This is a genomic window from Brevibacillus laterosporus DSM 25, assembly GCF_002706795.1.
GTDB classification, from domain to species: Bacteria; Bacillota; Bacilli; order Brevibacillales; family Brevibacillaceae; genus Brevibacillus_B; species Brevibacillus_B laterosporus.
Genome location: NZ_CP017705.1, coordinates 4885464 through 4906715 on the forward strand (window position 1 = coordinate 4885464; position 21252 = coordinate 4906715).

Annotated in this window: 20 protein-coding genes, 1 pseudogene and 1 riboswitch; of the genes and pseudogenes, 4 read left to right on the forward strand and 17 right to left on the reverse strand. The window is 40.2% G+C overall.

Translation table 11 applies throughout. The annotated features are described in order from the left end of the window. Positions 1-11 precede the first annotated feature (11 nt). Complete coding sequence (gene nrdE, locus BrL25_RS22860; protein ID WP_051088640.1) at positions 12-2066, reverse strand: class 1b ribonucleoside-diphosphate reductase subunit alpha; 2055 nt, start codon at positions 2064-2066, stop codon at positions 12-14. Next, complete coding sequence (gene nrdI, locus BrL25_RS22865) at positions 2032-2457, reverse strand: class Ib ribonucleoside-diphosphate reductase assembly flavoprotein NrdI (RefSeq protein WP_018674404.1); 426 nt, start codon at positions 2455-2457, stop codon at positions 2032-2034. Before nrdI ends, nrdE begins: the two co-directional genes overlap by 35 nt. A 199-nt stretch (positions 2458-2656) precedes the next feature. Next, positions 2657-2852, reverse strand: a riboswitch (cobalamin riboswitch). Positions 2853-3354: 502 nt separating this feature from the next. On the opposite strand from nrdI, the gene xerS reads away from it, so the two are divergent. Then, complete coding sequence (gene xerS / locus BrL25_RS22870; RefSeq protein WP_018674405.1) at positions 3355-4476, forward strand: tyrosine recombinase XerS; 1122 nt, start codon at positions 3355-3357, stop codon at positions 4474-4476. 173 nt (positions 4477-4649) lie between these two features. Here xerS and tnpB read toward each other — a convergent pair. The 7 genes and pseudogenes from tnpB to BrL25_RS22900 form a co-directional block, all read right to left on the reverse strand. Beyond that, a pseudogene (tnpB, locus tag BrL25_RS22875) lies at positions 4650-5734 on the reverse strand (IS200/IS605 family element RNA-guided endonuclease TnpB). A 2-nt stretch (positions 5735-5736) separates the two neighbouring features. Then, positions 5737-6141: an IS200/IS605 family transposase gene (tnpA, locus tag BrL25_RS22880; RefSeq protein ID WP_157775854.1), complete on the reverse strand. Its 405-nt coding sequence runs from the start codon at positions 6139-6141 to the stop codon at positions 5737-5739. A gap of 258 nt (positions 6142-6399) precedes the next feature. After that, on the reverse strand, positions 6400-8451 hold the full coding sequence (gene abc-f, locus BrL25_RS22885; protein ID WP_018669977.1) for a ribosomal protection-like ABC-F family protein: 2052 nt from the start codon (positions 8449-8451) through the stop codon (positions 6400-6402). Positions 8452-8639: 188 nt separating this feature from the next. Then, positions 8640-8783, reverse strand: coding sequence for a hypothetical protein (locus tag BrL25_RS25325; protein ID WP_018669976.1), 144 nt, complete (start codon positions 8781-8783; stop codon positions 8640-8642). Between the two features lie 102 nt (positions 8784-8885). Next, positions 8886-9683, reverse strand: coding sequence for an EcsC family protein (locus BrL25_RS22890; RefSeq protein WP_018669975.1), 798 nt, complete (start codon positions 9681-9683; stop codon positions 8886-8888). Between the two features lie 49 nt (positions 9684-9732). After that, positions 9733-11007, reverse strand: coding sequence for a Zn-dependent hydrolase (locus BrL25_RS22895; RefSeq protein ID WP_018669974.1), 1275 nt, complete (start codon positions 11005-11007; stop codon positions 9733-9735). Positions 11008-11347: 340 nt separating this feature from the next. Continuing rightward, positions 11348-12316, reverse strand: coding sequence for a YbgA family protein (locus BrL25_RS22900; protein ID WP_018669972.1), 969 nt, complete (start codon positions 12314-12316; stop codon positions 11348-11350). 177 nt (positions 12317-12493) lie between these two features. Between BrL25_RS22900 and BrL25_RS22905 the strand changes: the two genes are divergently transcribed. Then, positions 12494-12865 (forward strand): YxeA family protein, encoded by a 372-nt coding sequence (locus BrL25_RS22905; RefSeq protein WP_018669971.1) that lies wholly within the window; start codon positions 12494-12496, stop codon positions 12863-12865. 91 nt (positions 12866-12956) lie between these two features. On the opposite strand, the gene BrL25_RS22910 is transcribed toward BrL25_RS22905, so the two are convergent. After that, positions 12957-14192 (reverse strand): MDR family MFS transporter, encoded by a 1236-nt coding sequence (locus tag BrL25_RS22910; RefSeq protein WP_018669970.1) that lies wholly within the window; start codon positions 14190-14192, stop codon positions 12957-12959. Positions 14193-14291: 99 nt separating this feature from the next. Then, the gene (gene fni, locus BrL25_RS22915; protein WP_018669969.1) at positions 14292-15353 is read right to left on the reverse strand and encodes a type 2 isopentenyl-diphosphate Delta-isomerase; all 1062 of its coding nucleotides are present in this window, start codon (positions 15351-15353) and stop codon (positions 14292-14294) included. A gap of 242 nt (positions 15354-15595) precedes the next feature. On the opposite strand from fni, the gene BrL25_RS22920 reads away from it, so the two are divergent. Both BrL25_RS22920 and BrL25_RS22925 read left to right on the forward strand, forming a co-directional pair. Then, positions 15596-15778: a cold-shock protein gene (locus BrL25_RS22920; protein ID WP_018669968.1), complete on the forward strand. Its 183-nt coding sequence runs from the start codon at positions 15596-15598 to the stop codon at positions 15776-15778. Between the two features lie 139 nt (positions 15779-15917). Next, a complete protein-coding gene (locus BrL25_RS22925) occupies positions 15918-16397 on the forward strand; it encodes a hypothetical protein (RefSeq protein WP_018669967.1) in 480 nt (159 codons plus the stop codon). 222 nt (positions 16398-16619) lie between these two features. Here BrL25_RS22925 and BrL25_RS22930 read toward each other — a convergent pair whose 3' ends face one another. The 6 genes from BrL25_RS22930 to BrL25_RS22955 form a co-directional block, all read right to left on the reverse strand. After that, positions 16620-17147, reverse strand: a complete 528-nt coding sequence (locus BrL25_RS22930) for a FixH family protein (protein WP_035311825.1) — start codon at positions 17145-17147, stop codon at positions 16620-16622. A 43-nt stretch (positions 17148-17190) separates the two neighbouring features. After that, positions 17191-18594: a PepSY-associated TM helix domain-containing protein gene (locus BrL25_RS22935; protein ID WP_018669965.1), complete on the reverse strand. Its 1404-nt coding sequence runs from the start codon at positions 18592-18594 to the stop codon at positions 17191-17193. Positions 18595-18607: 13 nt separating this feature from the next. After that, on the reverse strand, positions 18608-19183 hold the full coding sequence (locus BrL25_RS22940; RefSeq protein WP_018669964.1) for a DeoR family transcriptional regulator: 576 nt from the start codon (positions 19181-19183) through the stop codon (positions 18608-18610). 373 nt (positions 19184-19556) lie between these two features. Continuing rightward, the gene (locus BrL25_RS22945; RefSeq protein ID WP_018669963.1) at positions 19557-20156 is read right to left on the reverse strand and encodes a DUF2625 family protein; all 600 of its coding nucleotides are present in this window, start codon (positions 20154-20156) and stop codon (positions 19557-19559) included. After that, positions 20126-20647 carry a hypothetical protein gene (locus tag BrL25_RS22950; protein WP_018669962.1) on the reverse strand — a complete coding sequence of 174 codons (522 nt, stop codon included), beginning with the start codon at positions 20645-20647 and terminating at the stop codon, positions 20126-20128. The genes BrL25_RS22945 and BrL25_RS22950 overlap by 31 nt, the downstream gene beginning before the upstream one ends. A gap of 37 nt (positions 20648-20684) precedes the next feature. Continuing rightward, positions 20685-21110 carry a hypothetical protein gene (locus BrL25_RS22955; protein WP_018669961.1) on the reverse strand — a complete coding sequence of 142 codons (426 nt, stop codon included), beginning with the start codon at positions 21108-21110 and terminating at the stop codon, positions 20685-20687. Between the last annotated feature and the right edge of the window lie 142 nt (positions 21111-21252).

Here is a 21252-nt window from a genome sequence, read left to right on the forward strand (position 1 = left end):
ATACTCCTCTCTTATACGCTGCAACTAACGCATTCCTCAATGGTTTTTTTCTTTGTACGGGTATAATACAGCGTCTTCAAACCTTTTTTCTGAGCATAGATATAATACATAGCCAGATCCCGTGTGGTCGCGTCATCTTTTACATACAAAATAGTAGAAATCGCTTGGTCTATATGCACCTGTACTTCTGCTACTAGGTCAATTACATTGAACATGTTCATATCATATGCCTCTTTATAGTAGAAGAAATTATCATCATCTAAGAATGGCATTGGATAAATGGTTTTGGAATCACCATATTCGCGCTCCTCGATACGTTGTGTAATCGGTGCGATTGATGCTGTAGAGGATTGCAGATAAGAGATGGAGCCCGTTGGAGCAATCGCTAAACGATAGGCATGGTAGAGTCCATAGGTTTGTACTTCATCCTGCAAACGAGTCCAGTCTTCCTTTGTTGGGATATGGTGACCTTCGAATAATTGTTGAACTTTTTCTGTTTTTGGTGAGTAATCATGTTGCTGATAGCGTTCAAAATAACTACCTGATGCATATTCACTACGTTCAAAATCTAGGAAAGTAATTCCTCGTTCTTTTGCAATAAGCATAGATCGTTCTAATGAATAAAAATTCAAGATCATAAAGAATGTACGTGCAAAATCAATTGCTTCTTTCGATTCGTAAGGAATCTTATTTTTAGCCAAATATCCGTGTAGATTCATTGCTCCCAACCCAACAGAATGAAGCTCGCAGTTTGCTTTTGCTACAGATGGAACGATCGAAATATTTGTACGGTCACTCACTTCTGTAAGAGCATCCATTGCTAAATGAATCGTTTCTTTCATTCTCTTATTCGCCATTACATTTACAATATTAAGCGAACCCAGGTTACAAGAGATGTCCCGGTTAATAACATCGTCCACCCCATAATCATTAATGGTGGAAACTTCGCTAAGTTGGGCAATTTCACTGCACAGATTAGAGAATTTAACTCGACCAATCTCTTTTAATGCGTGATATTCGTTGACATTATCAACATACATAATATATGGATAACCAGATTCCATCTGGATTTGGGCTAATTTCATAATCAGATCACGTGCTCCGATTTTTTTCTTACGGACACGTGGGTTATTTACCAGCTCGTCATATATACTAGTGATATCCATATCGTCTAAGTGCTGACCATACTCTTGGAACACAGTATGAGGATAGAACAGGTACATGTCTTTATCTTTTTCTACCAGCTCAAAGAATTTATTAGGAGTAACCACGCCAAGTGACAAGGTTTTAATCCTGATCTTCTCATCGCTGTTGATTTTTTTTGTATCTAGGAATTCTTGAATGTCCGCATGGAAAATATTGAGATAAACAACACCACTACCATCGCGTTGACCTAGCTGATTTGCGTATGAGAACGCATCTTCAAACAGCTTCATCACAGGAAGAACACCACTAGCCTTACCATCTAGTCCTTTGATCTGCTCTCCAGCCGCACGGATTTTGCTAAGGTTCAAGCTCACACCGCCACCAATTTTGCTTAATTGCAAGGCCGAATTAATAGAGAACCCAATCGAATTCATAGAATCATCTACTTCAAGTAAGAAACAGCTAACTAGCTCTCCACGTCTCTTCTTACCTGCATTTAAGAAGGTAGGAGTAGCAGGTTGGTATTCTTGCGAAATTAATAAGTCTGCATATTGCAGTGCTTTTTCGCTATCCCCTTTTGCTAAGAATAGGGAAACTACAGCAATCCGATCCTCGTAACGCTCAAGAAATTTACTTTCATCATTTGTTTTCATAGCATAGTTATGATAAAACTTGAACGCACTCATGAAGGATGGGAAGCGGAATTTTTTATCATATACATAGCGATAGACCCGTTCGATATCGGCAAATTCATAGCCTTCAAACACTTCAGCTTCATAGTAGTCATTTTCAATCAAGTAGTTAATCTTCTCGCGTAAGTTATGGAAAAAGACTGTATTCTGATTTACGTAATCAACAAAATAACTCTTCGCTGCCTCTAAATCTTTATGAAACTGAAATTTCCCGTCTTTCTTCACCATAATTTCGTTGTTCAACGTGATCCATTGTGGTAGTTGCGTGGACAAAGTGAAATACCTCCTGCTTAAAAGTTTCTACATCTCTTTTGGTACCGCTCAATTCAAATTTCATGATTAATGGCACATTGTATTGGTCGGCAATCTGGTCAGCTGCTAATCCGTAGCGAGTCCCCCAATTCATGTTCCCGCTAGTTGCAACCCCCTTCATCCATTGAGAGTGTTGAGTTAGAAATTGTCGTGTCGTTTCAGGAACTTGTCCAAATCCCGTTGTATATGTAATCAGAATGAAAGGTTCGTTTATGACGATATCATCGGAAATTTGTATACATCGAAAATCTAGTTTTTGGACGAAACGTTTCACATTTCCTGTTTTGGAATCATATACGATCAGCATCGATACACCCCCCTTTCATGTATAAAGGACATAAGATGGTAGTAAGCTGACTGCTGATAAATGCTACTTTTTGCCAACATAAAAAGCTCATCCCTTCATGGGTGAGCTTTAAAACGGCACAAAAAAAGAAAAAATAGCAAAGCAAATAGCCGCTACTATTTAATCCCAGTACCGTTTCAACTTCCCACTCCCCGAAGATGCGAAACTAAGAGAATGGGCAGGTCTACTGACTTGTGTTTCACTTTACTTTGAGCCCTTCCCATATAAGTCGCCTGAGACATGCTTATACAGTGGTCTGCTCATTTCATCCACACTTACAGTTGCGGGGACAGCTCTGGAATTTCACCAGATTCCCTATTAAGTCGCAAAATGACACCTAATTCTCGGCGGTAAAGTAACTTTTATCAGTATGTAGTATATAACATTCATATGAGACACTAAATGTAGTCTTGTCACCTAGCATACAATGTTTCTATCAAAAGAGCAAGCTACAAAATGCCTACAAGTCAAAAATAAAACTCGACGAACTGATAGGTAGGACAACCAGCTACACTTCATGTAAAAATTGCCTCTTTTATCTGTTTTTCCTCAATAATTACATCTCTACTCATGTAAAACGCAACGTTAACTTAGGTTGCTGCATCTTATCTAGTAATGTAACTATTACTTGAAAATTTCTAACTAGTCTCCAATCAATAAGCGTAAAGGATAACAAAACCCCACGTATATGGCTTGTTAAATAAGAACAAATGTTCTATAATCAATAGTAAGCTATCTACAGCCCTTACAGATATATCATTGTACCAGTATAAAGTCATTTTGATAACGGATTATTGAAATTTTTATATGTATTTATTTCGATATACGAAGTTGAGCAAAGGATAGGTGGTCATTCTCATGTCTGTAACTAAACAACGGGATTCCTTACAACTCCTTGAGAGAATCCCTTCTTTTCCTTGGTTTGTTGAAAAATATGTGGATCATAAAAGATCGAAACGCGCTTCCGTCTCGACTCTACTCGGCTATCTACGTGATTTTGAATTCTTTTTTCGGTGGCTAATGGCAGAGGGCCTCTCCACTGCCCAAGCAATGAGCGAGATTACACTCAATGAGCTAGAGGGACTACGCAAAGAAACAGTAGAATCCTATCTTCTCTATTTACAGGACTCTCATCTATTTGAGCGTTCGTTACTATTAACTAAACCCACTAAAAGTGCAAAAAAAGAATACAGTGACTTGACAATATCTCGCAAGCTTTCTAGCTTAAAGTCCCTGTTTTACTATTTATCTGCACTCTCAGAGGATGAACATGGTGAATCTTACTTGCAACGAAACGTGATGGCAAAAATTGAGTTACATGTGGAAGAGGTTACACCGCTCGCTCGTGCAAACGCTATCCGCTCTAAAATTTTAGTAGATGATCAAATCCAAAAATTCGTCGATTTTGTATACCATGGCTACTTGCAGTTCTGTGATACCAAGAAAAAGCTACATTTTCATTATCGAAATCGGGATCGAGATGTCGCCATTATCGCGTTAGTCCTTTCTGGAGGATTTCGTGTATCTGAAATTGTTAATTTGAACCTTCAAAACGTGGTACTGGAGAAAAATCAGGTCCTAATGATTCGAAAAGGAAAAAAGGAAGATGCCCCATTCTTCAGTGATTGGGGAAAGGAATATTTGCTCCGTTATCTGAATACACGTCAGAAGTATCAGCCACCTGCTAATGAAGATGCTTTATTTCTAACGGTATCACCTACAAAGCCAATCGGACACCGCATCGATCTACGTTCCGTTCAGAAATTAGTAAAAAAATATGGAAGTGCATTTGGAATGCCAGACATTTCTGTACATAAGTTACGTCATAGCTTTGCTACCCAGTTTTTGCGATTAAACCCTGATCCTCATCAGCTTCAAGCTCAATTAGGTCATTCAAAAATAGATACTACGATGCAATATGCCCATGTACTAGATGATGCTTTGAGTAAAGCGGTAAATCGAACAACTCGTAAATTATAGAGAAAAGCCCTTCTTTGCATGTGGAACACCTACAACGCAAAAACTACACACTATCTCCCATACACAAACCTCTTTGACACTCCCCATGCCTAAAGGCAGGGGATTCTTGGGTAGTCACTCCTAACGGAGTGAAATTTACCAAGCTATCCCTGTGTGTCCCACAGTTCAGTTGGTTATGCCAACAATCGAAGTCCTTCTTGCTCAATATTGTGGCAGCGTTTTTGTCACGATCATGTTGTACGCCGCAGTTCGGGCATGTCCAATTACGCAAATTGAGATTCTTTACCTCTTTATTTTGGTATCCACAACCAGAACACAACTGCGAAGACGGAAATTGTTTCCCCACAATGGAAATTGTTCTTCCATACCAAGCTGCTTTGTATTCCAGCATGGTTCTGAATGCCGACCATGACGCATCTGCAATGCTTTTCGCAAGCTTGTGGTTCTTGATCATGTTTTCCACACGTAAGTCTTCCAAGCAGATCGTTTGATTTTCACGAATCAGTTGAGTTGACAGTTTATGTAGAAAATCGTTTCGTGTGTTCGATATTCTTTCATGTAGACGAGCTACTTGTTTTCGTGATTTTTCTCGGTTCTGACCACCTTTTTTACGTCTGGACAGTTTCTGTTGCCAAGTAGCAAGCTTCTTTTCGTAGTAGCGAAGAACTTTGGGATTGGCTATTTTCTCACCTGTCGAAAGAATGGCAAAGTCTTTGATGCCAAGATCAACCCCAACAGTCTTTTCTGCTTGTAATAGGGGTTGAATCTCTGTTTCGCACAAAACAGATACAAAGTATGTGCCTGAAGGATTTTTTCTAACGGTAGCCGAGAGAATGCGTCCTTCGACTTCTCTTGACTTCGCAAATGTAACCCATCCAAGTTTAGGTAGTTTAATGCGATCCCCTTCCACTTTGATGTTCATCTTGCATGTGTAGGATTGCTTTGGATTCTTCTTGCTCTTGAATTTAGGATATCCTTTCTTTTCCTTGTAAAACTTTTTGTACGAAGAATCCAAATCTTTCAAAGTGGATTGCAGGGCAGTGGAATCTACTTCTTTCAGCCACTCTATCTCTTTTTTGAGTTGTGTGAGCAGGGCAGAGCAATCGTTGTAGTTGAGTGTTTTCTGTTCTTGTTCGTAAGCATCCTTTCGCTTCGCAAGAAAGTGATTGAATACAAAGCGAGTGCATCCGATAGTTTTGTTGATGAGTGTTGCTTGTTCTTTGTTTGGATACAAACGAAATTTGTAAGCTCTGTGCATGTTCAATCACTCCTTTCTTTTTGTGACTCAATGTATTGTTTAATCACATCCAGTTGAACAGTCCCAACTGTGGCAACAAAGTAAGAGTTTGTCCAAAGTGAGGGGAGTCTACTTTTGAGATGTCTAAATTCCATCCGCAAAACTCTGGATGTATAGCCCTTCAAATGTTTCACTATTCGGTGGATTCCGAATTGAGGATCGCATGTGATGAGCAAATGAACGTGATCGGGCATGATTTCCATCTCAACCACTTCAGCACGCAATTCCTGTGCTTTTTCAAGAAACAATTCCTTTAATCGAACATCTACTGGTTCAATCAAAACCTTTTTGCGATACTTTGGACAAAAGACAACGTGGTATTTACAATCAAATACGATATTGTGGTTACTTTCCACTGATCTACTCAAAGCCATCACCTATGGCTAATTATACCACATGTCGTTAGATACATTTAGCATATCTAACGTAAATCCGCGAAAAAAAAAGTACTCAGAGTGTTGAAAAAGCCTCCTGTCGCAAAAAAGAGGGCTTTTCATCTGTTTTTATGGGGTACAAAGCAAGGGGTTTTACGGCACGGTTGATAATATTAAGGTATATAAAAAAGCAGGCAGCATCCTTCCTTCGAATGATTGCTGCCTGCTCTTGCTTAGTATACTGGGTTCAATCTATTCTTCTCCTTGCATAGCATACCAAATTTCATAAAGCTGCTTGATCTCTTGTTCTTGTTCTGCTATTTGATTCTGGTAGTGAAGAAGCTGTACATAGTCGTTCTTACCTTGCTCCATTTCCCGCTGCCACTGCTCACATTGCGCTTCTTTTTGAGCAATCTCAGTTTCTAATTGCTGAAGTTTAAAAGGATTCACTTTAGGTACTCTTGCTTTATTGAGAGGAGCTAATTGTACCTGTTTCTTATTCTCTGTTTGACTAACTTGATATACAAATTCTACAGTTTCAGCTTGGTCATCAGGTACCTTTTGGAGCTGATCATTATTACTCTGTCCTTTGTTTTGTGTATCTTGTACATGTAAGCTTTTTTGCTTGTATTTTACCATTGTATGATTGTGAGCTAATTGGTGCTTTTTGCGCTTTTCTCTCGCTTCTTCATAAGTTCCTTCATAATGGGTCAAGTGCTGATTATCAATCCAGTAGACACCCTCAATCATTTTTTGTAAAAAATATCGATCATGGGATACGATGAAAAGTGAGCCTTGGTATTGAAGTAGGGCTTCTTCCAATGTTTCTCTCGCTTCAATATCTAAATGGTTAGTAGGCTCATCTAGTATAAATAGATTAATGTCTTGATTCATCAACTGAGCCAGCCGTAGTCGCATCCGCTCTCCGCCACTGAGTTGACCAACTTTTTTAAATACATGCTCACCATAAAACAAAAACCGAGCTAGCATATGCCGTGCTTGTGCTTCTGTTACAATCGCGACTTCTCGAAACGCATCAATCACACGCCGGTTAGGATCTCCCTCTAAAGCCTGTTGTGATAAATATCCAACCTTTACTTGGCTTCCTAGCATTATATTACCTGCGTCCGGTTCTAGCTCCCCTAAAATCATTTTAAGAAATGTAGATTTACCGCTACCATTGGAACCCAGCAAAGCTTTCCGCTCACCATATCGCATAGAGAAATTCGCTTCCTGTAAAAGACACACATTCCCAAAAGCTTTCGTCACAGCATTCATTCTTATTACATCTTGACCACTTCTATCTACTCTTCGGAAAAACAAGTCCATTTTATCAGCTTCGAGACGTGGACGTTCAATTTTCTCCATTCGTTCCAATGCCTTCTCCATACTCTTGGCCCGGCGATGAAAAGAATCGTTGGGAGGATTAGCCTGGTTTCCCCATTCTCTTAGTCGCTTAATTGCTTCTTTCATTTTCTTGATTTTCTTTTGTTGTTCTTGATAATCCGCGAATTGCCGTAATAAACGTTCCTCTTTTTCCTTGACAAACTCGCTGTAATTCCCTTGATAGGTTTGTAGTTCTCCACTATCCACTTCCCATATGCTTGTAGCCACTGCATCCAAAAAGTAGCGATCATGGGAAATGAGTAAAATAGTGCCCGGATATTCACGTAAGAATTGCTCTAACCATTCCATTGATTCTACATCCAAATGGTTAGTAGGTTCATCTAAAAGGAGTACATCACTTTTTTCGCATAAAATTTTTGCCAAGCCAATCTTTGTTTTTTCTCCCCCACTAAGCAAAGAAAAAGGGGTTTCAAGTAACGACGTGGACAATCGCAGACCATCTACTACCTTCTGAATCCTAGCTTCCACCATATATCCGTCTAGTTGTTCGAAAGTATCCTGCAATCGTTGATAGCGAAATAATAATTTTTCCTGTTCCTCAGTTGATAATTTTTGATACTCGTCGATATTTGACATGAGTTCTTGACACGATTGCATGGACAACTCTATTTCTTGTACCTTGGCAAAGGCACTTTCAATGACATTACGTCCCGTCCATTCCTTAGGATATACAGGTTGTTGTGGTAAATAAGCAAAGGTAGCATCCTTCGCTCGAAAAATAGTTCCTGAATCTGGGGTATCCAAGCCCAGTAGCAAGGTGCAAAGTGTGCTTTTTCCCGCCCCATTTGGTCCAACAATACCAATACGTGACAACCGGTCCACTTCACATGTGATATCCGTTAATACCATATTGGCTCCGAATGATTTTGAAACAGAGTTTGTAGCAAGAATGATCATGATCTATTTCCTCCTTGGAAAACAGCCCCTCACAAGCGCTACACAAGCGTTAACATCCCCCATGAATCATTTCATATCATTAGTGCCTCGTACATTTTATGAGAACACAAAAAGCCACAGGCACCTACCACCTGTAGCATCTTTTTTCCTCTTAAATCAGGATGATCGAATAATGAATGAAAGGGAGGTTATGAATGCATGGTACGCGTTAATGGAAACTGTTCGGTTTTGATAGTAGAGTGAAAAATGGACAGACTTCTCCCGTTGTTAACGAAATCATGTGTCTGACTGGACATTTCTACCACAAACCACGCTTGAACAGCTCCTGACATGTACCTGCACCTCCTTTTGTAAACTTTTCCATAGTATACAGAACGGTTTACCAATTGTAAAGTAGATTTTTCAGCTAATACTCTGCAATGCTTACATTTGATTTATAGGTTCGCTCTGTCTTGTTCTGCTAATCTCTGTAAGATTCTCCGCTTCTTGTAGAGCATCTGCCCTGTCATCGCTATGTCTGCAATCTGTGTACGATTCGTATATGCACCAAAAAACATACCAACTATGGGGATTAACTGAAATAACTTCTTCCATGCCATATTATCCATGTATGTCAAGCTCACTTCGCGCCAGCCTTGTAGCTGAGCAATCATTTCTTGATGTTTTTCTCCCTCATCAAAAGCTGCCAGCTCTTCTAAAATTGCCTTTTTACCAACTACATCTGCAGAGGTAAATTGCAAACATTTAATAATAAAAATACGTTCCACCTTATCATGCGGGTCATAGCCATACGTAAGTGCCATCTCCTGCAATACTTTTAAGGAAAGACCTATGATAACTGGTATGTCTATCGCAAGTGTAAACATACCGCCAAAGCCTGTAGTAGCGCCTTGAACCATCGCAACATTCGTGCGCGATTCCGTTAATTGAAGGGCTACCTGATCCATTTCCTGTAGAGGTCTTATTTGCACTTGCTCGATCGTATTTGGTGGGTTGTTAAACCGGCTCCAAACATCTTGATTCTTGATTAGATATTTCCCGCCCGTCTGGATATAGGCACCTAATTCGTTTAACAAATCTCCTACCTTTTCTTTTAAAACTTTTGGGACAGCTCGATCTAACCATACAAACGGAAGGCGCCCTATTTTCTCCCAGAACCATAGATCTTTCTGCTCTTGTTCCCACACTTCAATGTTACGGAACTGTTGTTGCAATTCCTCTACGCTTTCCATGAATTATGCCCCTTTCACTACACCGCCCTCTTGTCTCACACTCATCAGATTAGGTAGCTAATCGACAAACCGCTTCATACAAATACTCTACGCCGAGACAAATATCTGAAGCATGGGACCACTCGTCAGGATGATGACTAATCCCATCCTTGCAACGAACAAATAGCATCCCCATTTGTGTTATCTCAGACAGAATCATCGCATCGTGACCTGCACCACTATACATCTCTGGCAGTTCGTTCTGTCTTCTCAAGCCAATCTCTCGAAACATCTGTACAAGTTCAGCGGCGGCATCCGCCTTTTTTATCGCCAACACATTCTCAATCTGATATTCTAGCCCACGTCGCAAGGAAATTTCTGAGAGGAGGGCCTCTATATCTGTCAAAATCTGCAACAACCGACTCTCATCTATATCTCTAATATCAACTGTCAATTCAACCGAGCCTGGTATTACATTGCAAGCACCTGGTTCTATCCCAATTGTACCCACTGTCCCCACGGTAGGTTTGCTAGCATCAGCACTACATATTTTTTCTATTCCCAAAATTGCTTCGGCTGCAGCCATGATTGGGTCGTGTCGCATGTTCATTGGTACTGTACCTGCGTGACCTGACTGCCCCATCAATTTGATGGACAGCAATTTCACTCCCATAATGCTGGTAACAATCCCAACAGGCTCATTCACTGCTTGTAGATATGGACCTTGTTCGATATGTAGTTCTAGATATGCCTTTATTTCCTCAGAACTCAGCACATCTGATCCTGATTGTTGAGAAGGAAAGCCACATTGCTGTAGGGCTTCCATTCTGGTCATACCCTGATTGTCGTGTCTTTCCATATCCTCTGGGGTAAGCTTGCCACACATCCCCCTACTCCCAAAAAAACCATCTGAAAAGCGAACTCCTTCTTCATCACAAAAAGCAACTACTTCAATAGGGTGGTCATGTTGCACATTATTTTCACGTAAAACCTGAACAACCTCAATTCCTCCAATTACTCCAACCGTACCATCGAATCTACCACCATTAGGAACTGAATCGATATGGGAACCAAGCATTACGACAGGAGCATGGGGATTGTTGCCTTCTTTTCTACCAATTAAATTCCCAAAACAATCTTTACGAACACGCATTCCAGCTTCTTCCATCCAACTAGCAACTATACGTTGTGCTGCCATATCTTCAGCTGTCAACGCCAATCTCGTAACGCCCTGTTCCATCGTCCTACCAATTTCACCTAATTGTCGTAACCTACTGTCAATTCTTTGCTCTTTTATCTGTACGGGCGAATCCAGAACATGTTTCTGTTTTTTATAGGTATCCATAGCACCAAATCTCCTCTATCTAGATGAAATAGAATGCAGTAGTAATTCTTGATTATTATTTCATGGAATTGCTTTTTTTACTATCCAGAAAAAGGCGAAATGCCGATCCCCCCTATGTTAGAGGAAATCGGCTCTGCTAATGCGGCTACTAGAAGCACCGCCGGAATCCATGTTGTCTTATTCATGATCGTTATCCCCTTTTTCTAGCTTGTTCATTTCACACGAGTATAACGAGCTACACTACAGAAGGTTACATAACCATTAGGAGTTCCTCTCCGTATCCCATGACCAGCTTTACATACCAGGGCGAAGTGTATCAACTACTACAAATGCATCTTTATCAGTAATCTCTCCCTTTTCCAGAGTCTCCTAAATCAATTAATTCCTCAGGATAAGGTTCAAAAAAGCGTTGCTGTAACAAATATTCTTGTTCATATCGAAATACCCACGATTTCAAAAGACTGGTCATACTACTGAGTGGCAATTTTCGTTCTCGATACCGATGTAATAAATGTTTAAAGTGCTCCTTTTCCTTTGTAGAAAGCCTCTTGCTAAAATAGCCCATAATATGTTCACAGACATTAATGTTGGAGGTATACCGAGCTGTACGCTTAAACATGTTAGGTAATAAGGTAGCATACTCGTCCCAGACCTGTTGCTCTGCTTTTTTGTCGTGATTTGCAACAATCTTACCTAATTCTTTTGTTAGCTTTTGATTATATGCCATAAATAAATATTTGTTTTCAGCATGAAATTGAATGAGCTTCCGAATAGTAGGTTCCATTCTTAGCTGACGAAAATAAGCTTGCGTAAACAGCTTCGTAAAGAAATGTTCTCGAATGGTAAAGTTTTTTAACCTGCCTTCTTCCTCAATAGCCGCATGAGGAAAATACGCGTTTACCTTAGCACCAAAGAAACCGGGAGCACTTTCGACAACAGGTGCTTTTTCCCAACCACTATATACTTTGACATCTTTTACTCCGCAGCTTGGAGAACGATTTTTCAAAATAAAACCATCCACTTCTCCTACATTTTGTAAGAAGGTATCGGCAAAGGCATCCATCTGTTGGCTAAGATCTACTCGTGTTGAAGGCTGGACGAGCCGGTGCTGCTCACCATCTTTAATGATTCGAATGGTTTCACGCGGGATCCCCAAACCGATCTCAATCTCGGGACATACAGGAATAAAAGTCACAAAAGGAGCCAGGCTTCGAACGGTTACATCCGAAAGCACATCTCCATTGTAACGACACTCCGCAAATTCCAAACATTTACTTACAACAACAATCGGTTTGGTTGTTATCTCCACACTTGCCCCTCCACCCGTTGGAAATCTTCTTTATTTTATCCGTTTTTTTCCACGCTATACGAACAGCTCTTTCTTACAGAAGTGTAAGTTGCTTGTAAGCTAGATGCATTTTGTTATATCCATAAACCGAGTAGACTTGTACTCAACACTACTTGAAATATGTTTGGGAGGTATTTTGTGTCTATTAACAAATTTGTAATCATCCTAGCATCCATCGTAGCTGGGATACTCCTTCTTCTGTTTGCTCTAAGAGGTCAATCTGTTATGCTTGATCGTCTCAACCCTACTATTCCGGTAAAGCCTTACTATACGGTCGTGGAAACTGATGGTAAAAAGCTAAACGATACACAGTGGGAATATCAATTCGTTGGATACGATGATCAAGGAGAACAAAATACCTTTATCATGATCGCTTCTAAAAACCTGCGTAAAGGTGCATATTTAGAGGTTTATGCGAAAGGCTTAAATGGAAAAGGCTGGACGGAAGTAACTCCGGCAGGTGTTCCTGAAAAAGCACAGATAAAACTAAGTACTCCAAAAGAGTCCTGAAAATAAAGTTCAAAAAATAGGCCATTTCCTGCAGGTTTACCCCTAGCACGAAACGGCCTATTTTTATTAATGTTAGTTTTACCTTTATTGATTAAATTCGATCTCTAAGACTGCCATATAACGGGCGATCATAAAAGAGATAACAAAGGAGGGGTAACACACAAATTGCAATCATCACGTACAGCATAAAGACTGGTGAGAAGCTTTCGTACAAAAGCCCCCCGATGAATGGACCAATCATACGCCCTGCAGTTGCTGAACCACTCACAGCTCCTTGGAATAATCCCTCTTTACCGGGAATCGAAAGTTCTGCTGCCGCGGCTGGCACTGCTGGCCATAATAGCATTTCTCCTAAAGTTACGATTATCATACCCCACACAAAATGACTATAAGCTTGATCGAACGCTAAAACACCCATTCCACAAACAAAGATAAACAAGCCACCGATCATCTGAGAACGAAGATTAGATAAATAGTGACGTGTGACATAAGCACACAGCGGCTGAGCTAGGATTATCAATGCTCCGTTAATCGTCCACAACAAACTATATTGGGATAACGAGTAGCCTAACTTCGTCATGTAAGAAGATAAATTGGTCGACCATTGCACATAGGGAATCCAAGTTATCGCAAACCCTAAGCCAAGAATGATCAAGGATAAGCCAGAGGGTGTTTTCCAGATGGAGGGTTCATCCTTGGAAGCTTTGTTAGCTTTCTCTGTCTTTCTTTGCAAATTTCGCGCAGCTGTCTCTGCCGCAATCTTCTTTAAATCTAATCCAAAGCCAATCACGGCTAAAAAGATTAAATTAGTTGCACCATTCACTAAAAAAACAAACATAAACGATACGCTAGCAACCACTCCACCCAACGCAGAACCAACCGCTACACCTAAATTTTGCGACAAGTATAACAAGTTAAATGCGCGTCGTCCCCCTTCTGGCCAGACACTTCCAGCCATCGCATTGAGGACCGGGAATACCATGCTATTACTAAAGCCAAGTACGCCCATCATACAAACATAAAATGGCCATACTCGGAAAAAAGCTAGCGAGGTAACGCAGGCAGCTGAGATAAGTACCCCAGCAAAGATGGTTTTAATTCCGCCTATCTTGTCATGTAAAATGCCACCTGCCATACTTCCGATGATTCCCATACCAGCATGAAGCATCAAGACGAGTCCAGCTACCGTAGCTGGTTTACCCAATACCTGGGTGATATAAATATTGTTTAGAGGCCAAATAAAAGACATCCCCGTTACATTAATAATGGCCCCTATCGCCAAAATCCACAAGGTTCGAGGATAGGTGGATAACATTTTGGAAAACACGCTCGTACTCTCCTCTCATGCTGTAAAAATCTACCGAAACAATTTAACGAATACAACCAAATAAAATAACAGAAGAGTTCATTTTGGTCAATTCATTTTTCATCGTTTACCTCGATTGATTTTTAATTCACCTATCGACCATAAGCGATCTGTAGCTGACAGACCTTCAATCGTAGCCACACCAATTCCAAACATCGCTGCACGGCACTCAAACTCTACTCGTTCCATAAGTGCCACCACTTCTTTAACGGATGTCGTAGCCGCTTCAAGTAGAGCACGACCAAATCCAACTAAATCAGCTCCCAAAGCAATCGCTTTTGCCGCTTCAACCCCGTTATGAATACCACCACTTCCGATTAAAGGGAAGAAAGGAAGCTCTTCTCGAATGGTTTGTAAGGAAACAGCTGTCGGAATACCCCAATCCCGAAACGCTTCTGCGGCAATTTGCTTCATTGTTTCATTGGATCGGTGCTTTTCAACCTCGATCCAGGATGTACCCCCTGCCCCTGCTACGTCAATAAAGGAAACTCCAGCATCCACGAGGCGTCTAGCTGTTTGCGAATCAATGCCAAACCCTACTTCCTTCACCCCGATTGGAATTTGACTCGCCTTACAAACCTGCTCAATCTTTGGTAGTAGATGCCCAAAATCATGATCTCCGCCAGGTTGAAAAATCTCCTGCATACTATTTACGTGTAATACCAGCGCATCAGCTTCAACCAGCTCTACGCAGCGAAGACATTCTTTGACCGTGTAGCCATAATTTAGTTGAACAGCGCCTAAATTTGCGATGATTGGAATCGTTGGAGCGTGTTCTCTCACTCTAAAGGTTTGAGCAAGCTCATCACTCTCCAATGCAGCACGTACGGAACCAAGTCCCATGGCCCACCCTCTAGCCTCAGCAGCAATAGCTAGTTTGGTATTTATTTGTTCAGCATTCTTCGTTCCACCCGTCATGGAACTTACAAGAAAAGGAGTCCCCATATGTTTTCCTAAGAAAGTGGTATGTAACGAGACATCAGCAAAATGAATCTCTGGAAGGGCCGCATGTAAAAAATGATACTGCTCTAGACCTGTGGTCAACCGGTTGGCTACCTCTTTATGTAAACAAATCTCAATATGTTCTGATTTACGTTTTTCAATCTCTGACTGATGCGTCACTACAATCACCTTCCTGCATGTCATTCTTCTTCTTTTCCTGCATTGCCATACTCTATTCTACTACTCTGATTCTAGCTTGTAAAAAAATAAGCTTACTGACAGAAAAAACTTTTTGCTTGTTGCCTAACTTTTCAACGAAGTGAGACTTATACTTCTTTCTTCATTTTTGAATAAAAAGACCTCTGGAAGGTTTAGGATAAAAGGCATAAGAGTTTCGCAAAGAAGCTTGGAGGTGTTTTGCAATGTATTATTCTCGCAAACAAGAAGAGCCGGTAGAAGATGTTGAAACCTCTATCTGGGCATGTACCAAAGATGATTGTATCTGCTGGATGAGAGAAAATTTATCTTTTGACGAAGTACCGGTTTGTCCGATTTGCAGCTCCTCTATGGTTAAAGATTCAAAAATGCTCCCCCCTATTGCTTAAGATGAGTACATGGGAAGCGTGTCTCTTACTAGAGAGGCAGGCTTCCCTTTCTCTATGATTTCATCCACAGGAAGCTTATGGTATACTTTTTCATGATATGTATAGTATATCTCGAAGATATAGAACCACGGAGGATTGCATGCTAACTTTTGAACAAAAAAAAGCGATTATTGAATCGTTCCCAGAACTAACAAAAAAAGAGGTTTCTCTAGGGCGCCTGAACTATCATTTTGAAGGAAGCCTACGTGACAAAAAGATTGTTGTGAACCATCTTCATCCAAACGGAAATGGCTTTGTCTATGCTGGCCACCTTCCGAAAAAAAAGACTGGTCCAAAAGGTATGGTCAATATCCGCGATTATTCCGAAGAGCAACTGCGTAGCTTGGTTGCTGACTCTATCGCACATTTATCAACAGAATATGTAGCAAACGAGGATGCACTGGATTCGGCTGATCCAATTGAAGAGATTTGGGTAAATGAAAAAGGTGATACGCTACGATTGCTACAAGAGGATGAATTGTTTAACGTATATACGGGAAACAATCTAGAGGATTCCTACAACTCGTATAAAGGTGCGGTAACGTATTTGCACAGTGAGAATTTTAAACGCCAAGAGTAGAATGGGAGGCCCTTGATTAAGGGCCTTTTCTTTCACAAATAACTTTATCCAATTGGATTTTCCTAAAGCAAAAAGCTTTCCATGAAAGGTTATCTGGAAAGCCTTTTGCCCTTACTAATCTTAGCTATAACTCCGCTCATAGCGTTCAGACTTACCTCAACCTATTGGTCTGAAAATACCCGGTAGATTGCTATTTTAGTAAAAACGAAACGACAATATTTATCAATGATGGTGTGAGTGATCATGTTGGGCTTTATTTCCCTGCTGATCCCTTTCTTTTTCCAGGCCTAGTTGCTCTTCTTCTGACAAGCTTCCAACAATTACACGCTTGGTAGGAAGTAAATCTACTCCATGTGCTTTGACATAAGCTTGTATGTAATAGATGCCGTCCTCTTGAAAAATTACGTTACTTTCATAAATCCCATCTGAATCTCCTTGATGATCTATCTTACTTGCTATAAAGCTACTATTTGATTTATCGCCCTTTAATGTCGCTGTATAGCGCTTACTCTCCTGCTCCTGATTCGCCCTCCAAATTTTCAATTGCACATCTTCTGCATCGGATAAGGGCTGATTATTTTGTGTCAGTCTCACTTGCAACGATCTCATTTGGTTGGATTGAATGTTTTCAGGAATGGCAACGTCCACATTGATATCTGTTGGTTTTAGTGTGTTTTCCGTTTGAGTAATGGTAGCGGAACAAGCAGATAATAAAATGAAAGCACTGATAACGATGCAGGTGATAATCATGTTGCGCACACGTAATTCTCTCCTTTCTCAAAGCTGATATCTATTAGGGATGCAGGTCCTTTGCTCCTGCTTTAACTCGAAGAATTACAAAACGATCGAACAAGAAAACTACAATCAGTGAAATTCCTACCAGAGGCATACAAAGACCCATAATCACCATCAAGAAAAATATCATTTTTGTGATTTTTGCTTGTTTAGGTTTTGAGGGTGCGCCCCATTTCCCTTCAGGCTTACGCTTCCACCACATGATAAAGGAACTAACCACAATTCCGATCAATCCCAAACATGCAACTAGGCCAATTAATTGGTTTGCCCAACCAAATAATCGTCCTTCATGTAGTGCAATACCTAACGTAATTCCTTTCGCTAATAAACCATAGTCACTATAACGAACCTCACTTAAGACCATGCCCGTATATTGATCAATATGCAAGGTTGCTTCCTGCCCTGGTTTTGTATGTGCTGTTGTTAGTGTGTATACACCCTTTTCATTCTGAGGCAATGAAATGGTATAAGGTTTCGTGATATTCTGTTGCTTGGCCACCCACATCACATCCTCTAGTGACAACGGTACATATTGATTATGCAACGATTGCGGTACTGGCAAATTTTCTGCTGCCCAAGGTACGTCTTTTACTACGTCCTTTGTTTTCACTATAGACTCAGGCTTCTCTCCAAAGCTGAATGAATAAGAAGGGTAACCAGTCTTAGTAGAAGTCGCAAGCTGATTAATCCCCTCTCCCATCACACCAGACCATGGAAGTCCTGTGAGGATGAGCATCAGAATCAAAATCGATAACCAAAAAGCTGGAACGGCATGCAAATCACGCCAAAACAGCTTACCTTTCTTATGAAGGCGCGGCAGAATAGTTCCCCATATCGATGCTTTATTTCTTGGCCACCACAGATATAACCCCGTTACCAATAAGATAACAGCCCAGCAGGCAGCCAATTCCACTAACCGATTGGCAATCGTTCCACCTATAATGAGCTCACTATGCAATTTTTTGATGATTTCCGTAAACTTCTCATCGACTTGAAGCGTCCCATTACTTACTCCTCGATAGGGATCCATAAAAATACTGGTCATCTGATTATTTCCCATTGTCATTACTTCTGTAGTCCTTGAAGGATCATCATAAAATGTTAAGGCCGTGATGGTTTGATTGGGATACTGCTCTTTGATAATCTCCATCTGCTTGAAAACAGGTAATGCTTGTTGCCCCACTTCTTGTACCTGATAAAGATGTTGATATAAATATGCTTCAATTTGTGGTTTAAATAAATAAACGGCCCCACTAAAAGCTAAAACAATTAAAAATGGAGAAAAAAGAAGTCCCGCATAAAAATGCCATCTCCACACCATTTGATAAAGGAGAGCAGATTTATGCTTTTTTGTGATAAGAGATTCATGCGATGCTGATTTTTCTAACGTACTATGGTTCATTTTCGTTGCTCCTTTAGGTTTCCTTGTGACAACAAGCACTTCCAGTCATTTCAGTCTGAATCGCTACGATGGCACCTTCAAAATCATAAATCGCTCCGCCAAATCCTTTCTGAAACTGCTGTGCCTGATGAACGGATTCAAAAGGAAGAGCCTGTGGTTGGCAACAATGAAGATTGATGTCTGTATGTAACAGAAAACAAGCCATTTGGGCGCTTATGGTGGTGTCTGTTAAAAAGTCACGGCAAATGATTTGTAACACATCTTCTCTACAATCCTGATAGCGAAGCAAAGCACAATGTGCACAGCACGTCTGCTCTACCAGTTGGTTGGACTTGATTAATTGCACTGATAATCTACTATGGGATACTTTATGGCAATAAGAACAACAGGTAGAAAGCATCTGCTGCCGTGGAACCAATCTAATTCCATTGGAAGTCTTACTTACTTTCTGTTGATCTAGCAACGGCTTAATATCACGATAGATGGTCATTTCTGAAACTTCCAATCGTTTGCTAATTTCTGAAATCCGCAAATATGCCTCCTGCTCTAACCACAACAAAATTTGTTGTCTTCTCTCAATAGGTAACATGATATCCCACCATTCAATAGTAATAGGGATTGCTTTCATATCCTATTTGATTTGAACGATGTATACAAGCAACATTTGATATAAAATGTGAAAAAATGTTGAAAATCATCACTAATTGTTCTAAACTCTGTAGAGTGTTGGGGCCCATCAGAAGAGCGTAAAAGCTACAACAATAGAATCTATTTCCCAGTCTTCTATCCGTCTGAATCAGAAATATGGCTGTAAAAATTACATAAGTAAAAGCGCCTGACCTCCTATAAAAAGGATTTCAGGCGCTCAATTTTTCATTCACTTCAAGGTTCCTATAGTTGTATCTTTGAAAAAACAGTAAGCCTGTTTGTTTTGAAATGCCCAGCCCTTTTCAGGCCGCTACTCATATAACGTTGCTCATCTCAAGCTCTATTCGAACAATCTCTTCTAGTGATACGACTTTTTTACTTCTTTGATCGATTGTTGTTTCCTCCAGCCACAAGAACGGAAAACAGGATATTCCTTCTGTTATCTGTAAACGCTCTACATCTTCCTTCCAAGAATCCCATCTGAACAACTCATAAAATAGGTTAAGATTACCTTCTGCTAGCCATTGTATAAATTCTGCATAGGAGATTTCAAGATCCTCCCATTCAAGGCTATCAGGAGCAAAATAATGGATTGTACTAGCTTTGTCCAGAAACGCAAATAAGCCACCTAATACATCATCTGCTACAATGATTGCATTAGGAAGACCTAGCTTCTCGTTCCAAGTAAGGATATCCCTTTCACCCGAACCTAGAACCCGTATCCAATCATCAATCAGGATTCCACCCGTTTGATAAACGATATTACCAATGAAAGAATCCTCTGGAATATTATATTTTTCTTTGATTTTCTCTATTTTCTGTTCTTGTGCTTCTACTATATGAATTTTTCGTAATGATGCGGCGAAGCATTGTTTCCAATCGCTCAAGTGCTGATCTTTTCTTTGTTCGTCCACAATGTAACCTCCGAGATTCTCGCAATATAGTCAGATGTCATTTCACTTAGCATCTTAGCATGACGAGTAGACAATAATTGCTCAAAATATGTCTTGTTGGTCTCTAGAAATAAGAGTAGCTGCCTCTTGTTTTGGGGCAATTCTTCTACACTGATATGATCGAAACCACATAAGCATAGGACACGTAAAGATTCCCAGCGTTTGAGATCGTTCTTTCCTGGAACTCTCACTTGTAGACCCACTCTTGTCATAGGAATACTGCAATTGGGACATTTAACTACCCGATTATAGTATGTACGATAGGTCTCTATCACTTTTTTCGTTTTTTCTTGATGTCCAAGAGAAGGCAGCACGGTTTTGCCATACTGCCTTGCTAAGTCGTATGGATTTGGTTGCTTACATGCTGTTCGACATGTAAAACACACATAGTGGAGCTTATAGATTTTGGATTCCCGATTGTATCGATAAGCTTTCATTCCTTGACTATTCATACGGATTGCTCCTTACTTTCTGTATATCATAGCCGTCTTACAGAATGATTTGACGTTTAGAGTGCTGCAATTCACCCTGTGGAATTCTCTTCTCTTGATACTCATTCCATAGACCGTTTAGCCATTCATCCCTATATTCCAACACTACACTATCTAAGATCAATCCAAAATCGTCTGAGATATATGCTGCCAAATCATCAGCCGAAGTAATTTCTAGCACCTTCAAAAATATGATCTTGCGCAGCCCTTCCTCCATGGAAGCATATAAAGAAGGCAGGCTTTCCATTTTCTTGATATGAGAAATTTCAGCGTAAACCCGCATCCATTCCTCTGAGAAGGCAGGATCATCCCGCTTATCTAGTAGGGCATCAATGTTAGTTTCATCCAATTCTTCTAAAACAGAAGCCACATAAACATGAAAATAATCCAATAGTTTCTTTTGAACGGTATCGATACTGTTCATAGTTTATTCTCCTTCATTGTGTTTATCACTGATTCTTTGTTTATGTGCTGAGAGTACATGAACATCTCATTATACTTTTCGCGTTTCTCTTGAAAACCTTGGTTTACATAAAAAATCGATTCTTCTATTCTATAGAATCTTG

Bases quoted from the DNA above. Each gene is read 5' to 3' on its own strand.
- BrL25_RS22925 (WP_018669967.1), top strand. From the start codon at position 15,918: ATGCTAACTTTTGAACAAAAAAAAGCGATTATTGAATCGTTCCCAGAA.
- BrL25_RS22940 (WP_018669964.1), bottom strand. From the start codon at position 19,183: ATGTTACCTATTGAGAGAAGACAACAAATTTTGTTGTGGTTAGAGCAG.
- nrdI (WP_018674404.1), bottom strand. From the start codon at position 2,457: ATGCTGATCGTATATGATTCCAAAACAGGAAATGTGAAACGTTTCGTC.
- xerS (WP_018674405.1), top strand. From the start codon at position 3,355: ATGTCTGTAACTAAACAACGGGATTCCTTACAACTCCTTGAGAGAATC.
- BrL25_RS22955 (WP_018669961.1), bottom strand. From the start codon at position 21,110: ATGAACAGTATCGATACCGTTCAAAAGAAACTATTGGATTATTTTCAT.
- BrL25_RS22935 (WP_018669965.1), bottom strand. From the start codon at position 18,594: ATGAACCATAGTACGTTAGAAAAATCAGCATCGCATGAATCTCTTATC.
- BrL25_RS22890 (WP_018669975.1), bottom strand. From the start codon at position 9,683: ATGGAAAGCGTAGAGGAATTGCAACAACAGTTCCGTAACATTGAAGTG.
- BrL25_RS22920 (WP_018669968.1), top strand. From the start codon at position 15,596: ATGTATTATTCTCGCAAACAAGAAGAGCCGGTAGAAGATGTTGAAACC.
- BrL25_RS22930 (WP_035311825.1), bottom strand. From the start codon at position 17,147: ATGATTATCACCTGCATCGTTATCAGTGCTTTCATTTTATTATCTGCT.
- BrL25_RS25325 (WP_018669976.1), bottom strand. From the start codon at position 8,783: ATGTCAGGAGCTGTTCAAGCGTGGTTTGTGGTAGAAATGTCCAGTCAG.
- BrL25_RS22950 (WP_018669962.1), bottom strand. From the start codon at position 20,647: ATGAATAGTCAAGGAATGAAAGCTTATCGATACAATCGGGAATCCAAA.
- nrdE (WP_051088640.1), bottom strand. From the start codon at position 2,066: ATGGTGAAGAAAGACGGGAAATTTCAGTTTCATAAAGATTTAGAGGCA.
- abc-f (WP_018669977.1), bottom strand. From the start codon at position 8,451: ATGATCATTCTTGCTACAAACTCTGTTTCAAAATCATTCGGAGCCAAT.
- BrL25_RS22895 (WP_018669974.1), bottom strand. From the start codon at position 11,007: ATGGATACCTATAAAAAACAGAAACATGTTCTGGATTCGCCCGTACAG.